Annotated in this window: 4 protein-coding genes; 1 reads left to right on the top strand and 3 read right to left on the bottom strand. The window is 34.8% G+C overall.

The window, feature by feature from the left end; genetic code table 11:
- Nucleotides 1-196: 196 nt before the first annotated feature.
- Nucleotides 197-673 carry a SprT family protein gene (locus ADJ83_RS12760; RefSeq protein ID WP_031540176.1) on the bottom strand — a complete coding sequence of 159 codons (477 nt, stop codon included), beginning with the start codon at nt 671-673 and terminating at the stop codon, nt 197-199.
- Nucleotides 674-895: 222 nt separating this feature from the next.
- Between ADJ83_RS12760 and cmpA the strand changes: the two genes are divergently transcribed.
- Nucleotides 896-1,012 carry a cortex morphogenetic protein CmpA gene (gene cmpA / locus ADJ83_RS25235; RefSeq protein WP_109767903.1) on the top strand — a complete coding sequence of 39 codons (117 nt, stop codon included), beginning with the start codon at nt 896-898 and terminating at the stop codon, nt 1,010-1,012.
- 97 nt (nt 1,013-1,109) lie between these two features.
- Here the strand turns inward: cmpA and ADJ83_RS12755 are convergent, their stop codons facing one another.
- The gene (locus tag ADJ83_RS12755) at nt 1,110-3,299 is read right to left on the bottom strand and encodes a Tex family protein (protein WP_031540175.1); all 2,190 of its coding nucleotides are present in this window, start codon (nt 3,297-3,299) and stop codon (nt 1,110-1,112) included.
- A gap of 374 nt (nt 3,300-3,673) precedes the next feature.
- Nucleotides 3,674-4,894 carry an ISL3 family transposase gene (locus ADJ83_RS12750; protein ID WP_081836520.1) on the bottom strand — a complete coding sequence of 407 codons (1,221 nt, stop codon included), beginning with the start codon at nt 4,892-4,894 and terminating at the stop codon, nt 3,674-3,676.
- Between the last annotated feature and the right edge of the window lie 114 nt (nt 4,895-5,008).

Raw genomic sequence — 5,008 nt, 5'->3', positions numbered from 1 at the left:
TTAACAGCCGAATGCTCTACCACTGAGCTACTGCGGAATAATATCCATCGACTTGTCCAACTATCTAACGAGACAGTTGCCAGCAGTTGCATTAACAAGTTGCTCTCTTGTCGACTCTTTACATTATAAGGACATATAAATAATAAGTCAAGCACCTTTCAAAACTTTTTTCGAAAATAAAATTCCTCATTGAAAATCACTTATCAACACTAATTATTTCTTCTAATTTTAATCTTCCTCTACATTTTCCACAAACATACTTTCTTATGTCCATTCTTTTTTTCCTAGTATATTTTTGTTGACATGAAACACAAGAATAAATAAGAACTCTCTTCGATTGCCCTTTCTTCCTTTCAGCTGGTAGAGAAGAACAAAACCTAGGACCACCTACTCTTTTAAGAAGCGTCTTAAAATCAGCATCCTTATGTTGATATCCTCTGTTTAATAAATGAAGATGATAATGACATAATTCATGCTTAATAATACCTATTAACTCCTCTAATCCCAATACCTCATAATACGTTTTATTAATTTCAATATTATGAGTGTTTAATAAATACCTTCCCCCAGTAGTTCTTAATCTAAGATTAAAAGATGCTTCATGTTCAAACTTTCTTTCAAAATACTTCCAAGAAATATCCTCAACTAATCTTTGTAATTCTTCATTTGTCATTGATCCGTTTATCCCTCCTCAACAAGACAAACTATTATAGCATACAATAAACTTATACCTTACTAAATCTTATCGAATGATATAACACCGTCCAAATCAAAACATTTTCTTATCCATTATATTATAGAGAGAAGTGCGCTATTGATGGATATTTCAAGAAAGTGGAAGGAACGATTTTTCGTTCTTAACCGAGTTTAATGATTACAACAAGGAGTGAATATAATGCCTAATTGGTTACAAAACCAAATTAAAAAAGCCTTCTTTGAAAAAAACAGCTATCAAGTAAAGCTATTAAATCAATGCTGGTATTACTATTGCCGTAAAAATACTCCAAGTTAGCTATCCTTTAGTGCTCGATTATGTGTAAAAATCCTTTACTCCTAAAAATTAGGATCACCTGTATTTCCACGCTTAAAAAACAGGCGATCCTTCTTTATTATTTCTCGTCTTTTGGACTTAACATAGTAAGCGCAACTCTTCCTTTATTTTGATCTACACTGTCTACCCAAACAGTAACTACATCCCCTACACTTACTATATCAAGTGGATGCTTAACAAACTTATTGCTCAACTTAGAAATATGAACTAAACCATCTTGTTTAACTCCAATATCTACAAATGCACCAAAATCGACTACATTTCGAACCGTACCTTGTAATTCCATTCCCGTTTGTAAATCTTCTAGTTTTAATACATCTTTTCGCAATAATGGTGCAGGAAGGTCTTCCCGTGGATCTCGAGATGGACGAACCAATGCATCAATAATATCTTTTAATGTAAGTTCTCCAATATTAAGTTCTTGTGCAATATCCTTCATTTCAACTTTTGTTAGTACTTCCTTTAATTCAGGAGTGCCGATATCTTGTGACTTAAATCCTAATTTAGATAGAAGTTTCATTACTTCACCGTAATGTTCAGGGTGGATGCCAGTTCGATCTAAAGGCTCTTCCCCATCTAATACGCGCAAAAAGCCGATAGCTTGCTCATATGTTTTAGCCCCTAAACGTGGTATCTTCTTTAATTGTTTGCGATTGCTGAATTTACCTTCTTCTTCTCGTTTTTTTACGATATTATTAGCAACAGCCTTGGAAAGGCCAGCAACATATTGCAGTAAAGAAGACGATGCAGTATTTACATTAACTCCAACTTGGTTAACTGCTGTTTCTACAACAAAATGTAATGATTCCGCTAATTTTTTTTGTGATACATCATGTTGATATTGACCAACACCTACAGATTTTGGATCGATTTTCACTAATTCTGCTAATGGATCTTGTAATCTCCTCGCAATAGACACTGCGCTTCTTTCTTCCACTTGAAAATCCGGGAATTCTTCTCTTGCAATTTCGGAAGCTGAATAAACACTAGCTCCAGCTTCATTTACGATTAAATAATAAATCTCTTTATTCTGCTTATTTAGCATCTCAGCAACAAATTGTTCTGTTTCTCTCGAAGCAGTACCATTCCCCACTGCAACCATTTCAATATGATAGCGATCAAGAATGCTTTGAAACTTTGCAGCTGCATCTGCTCTTTTGGACACTGGTGGATGGGGATAAATTACTCCTATTTCTAATACTTTCCCCGTTTCATCGACTACAGCTAATTTACAGCCTGTCCGATAAGCTGGGTCCACTCCGAGAACCATTTTCCCTTTAAGGGGTGGCTGTAATAATAGATTTCTAAGATTTTCCGAGAAAATATGTATTGCCTGCTCCTCAGCCTTTTCTGTTAACTCATTTCTTATTTCCCTCTCAATAGACGGCTGAATAAGACGTTTATAACCATCTTCTATTGCTTCTTTCATAATTACTGTTGCAGGAGAATACTCATTTTTTATCCACTTTTTCTCTAAGTATTCTATTATTACATCTGTTGGAGCACTGATAGCTACTTTTAAGATATCTTCTTTTTCTCCTCGATTTACAGCTAGTGTACGATGAGGAACAATTTTATTTACTGGCTCTTCATATTCATAATACATTTCATAAATATTTTTTTCGTCCTTCTCTAACTTTTTAGAGCTAGTTTGAACTTTCCCAGTAAGCATCGTCTTGTTTCTAATCCACTTTCTACTCTCTGCATCATCTGATATGCGCTCTGCTAAAATATCTTTCGCACCATTGATCACATCTTCAATTGTTAATACTTCTTTTTCTTCGGATATATATTTACAGGCTTCCTCATCCAACGATTTTTCCTTTGTCAGACTTAATAACCAGTCCGCAAAAGGTTCTAATCCTTTTTCTTTCGCAATAGTAGCTTTCGTACGGCGTTTTTGTTTATATGGACGATATAAATCTTCTACTTCCTGGAGCTTGATTGCCTTCATAATATTATTTTGCAATTCTTCTGTCAGCTTGCCTTGCTCTTCGATTAAACGTATAACTTCTTCTTTTCTTTGAGCTAGGTTTTGAATATATGTATAGCGATCGATAATATCCTTAATCTGCACTTCATCTAGTGCTCCTGTTTGTTCTTTTCTGTATCGAGCAATAAAAGGAACTGTATTCCCATCTTCTATTAGCGCAATAACACTTTTCACCTGTTTAATCGATACATTCTGTTCTTTTGCAATAATAGCTAAATAATCCTGCCCTTTTTCCTGTTCCAAAACTTTCTCCACACAACTCACGATCCTTTCTAATCCATCGAGCAATCACTAAAAAAATATTATATCCATTCTCTTTCCACACTAAAAGTTAGTCCTTCAATTTTTACCTAATTCTATTTTATCAAAAGGTCCTATGAAAGCCTATTATCAATAGAAAGGAATTTGCCTTCTTCCTTTGGCAATTCTTAATAGCTATCAAGCAAGTATCTATTTCATAAATAAAGAGAGCTACTTTCATAAAGCTTGTTGATAAAAACGACAAAAAAAAATGGTTCTAAGTCAATTGTTGGGGTAAAATACTAGGCTACCGCGCTTAAGCTTGGTGGCATTTGTATGTTTGGAAGGTCTTAGACCCTCCAAACATACAAATGTTCATTCTCTAGTTTTTATCCAACATGTATTCCAATTCCCTTAAATTGATGTGTTAATAATATCTTGGCACGAAAGCGCTCAAAACTTCTAAATCCAAATGCGTTTCGTTTGATTACTTTGGTGGAATTGTTAATCCCCTCAAGAAAACCATTTGAGTAATTGTACACAAAGCTGTTGAGTATCTCCGTCTGCCAATTCTTGAATGTCTTTATTACATCAGACATCTCTAAAATACCTTCGGTTTTAAATCTTATTAAAAGTTGTTCGAGTTCATATTTGACCTTCTTAATTTGTGTGCTTCCAATTTCTTTAGCCCTTGTAAACCATGCTCGAAAGGCTTCTTTCAGTTCATAGGCCTGCTTTAATTCTTCCGACATAGATAGATATCTCTCTAGAAGCCAACGTTCTTCATTATTTAACTTATCTTTTGCTTTATGAAAGACATGTTTCATTCTCTTACACTTCTTACGATCATACGCATGAAAGTTTTGTTGGACACGTCGCCTAACCTTATCTAATGCCCAATAAATATATCGACAAAAATGAAACCTGTCCGCTACAATAACTGGTTTACCCAGAGCTTCTTGTACAGCTGCTTTAAAGGATGGACTCATATCCATGATTACGATTTGTACTTGCGCTCCATGTTTTTGAAGGTACCGTTTAATCGTTTTTTTATACCGATTTGGAAGAATGTCAATTGGTTCTCTTGTGATTCCATTAGCTATAATTAATTGATATTTCCCTTCCTTGGTATCGCCTTTGTACTCATCAATAGCTATCACTTTTGGCAGCTCTGTGACCGGATGAATTGCTTCTTTGGCTATTTGATCGAAACGACGAACAACTGTTGTTGGGGATGTTCCATAAACTTCTGCCGTCTCTTTATATGTTTTTCCTTTTATTGCTTTGATTGCAATTGCCTGGTTCCATTCGATCGTACTACGCTGATAACACTCTACAAACGTGTTCATTTCAGAGAATCGCTTTCCGCAAGCACAAACATATCTTCTTCTTTTATAGAACAACAGCGTTTTTCGTTCAAACCACTTCAAATGTTTGATTTTTTGAATGCGATAATCATGAATTCGATTGGTTTGACTGCCACACTTTGGACAACAGTGCGGTTTACGCTCCATCTCTACATAAACATGAATATATTCTCCTACTTCTTCTACGTTTTTTACCAGCACATCTTTTAATCCTGGAATAGAAATGTTAAAATTCATATACACGCATCTCCATTTCTTTACTTGTTTCTCGACAATTCAAGTATAAAAGAATTGGATGTATGCGTGTATTTTTTTGCATACAAATTGTAGGACAACCCCAACAAATATTATAGAGCC

This window comes from Bacillus sp. 522_BSPC, from assembly GCF_001076885.1.
Lineage (GTDB): Bacteria > Bacillota > Bacilli > Bacillales > Cytobacillaceae > Niallia > Niallia hominis.
Note: the sequence above shows the minus strand (reverse complement) of the source record. Positions and strands in the feature narration are given on the sequence as shown.

Excerpts from the sequence above, each read along its gene's own strand:
- ADJ83_RS12760 (WP_031540176.1), bottom strand. The coding sequence starts at position 673 with ATGACAAATGAAGAATTACAAAGATTAGTTGAGGATATTTCTTGGAAG.
- cmpA (WP_109767903.1), top strand. The coding sequence starts at position 896 with ATGCCTAATTGGTTACAAAACCAAATTAAAAAAGCCTTCTTTGAAAAA.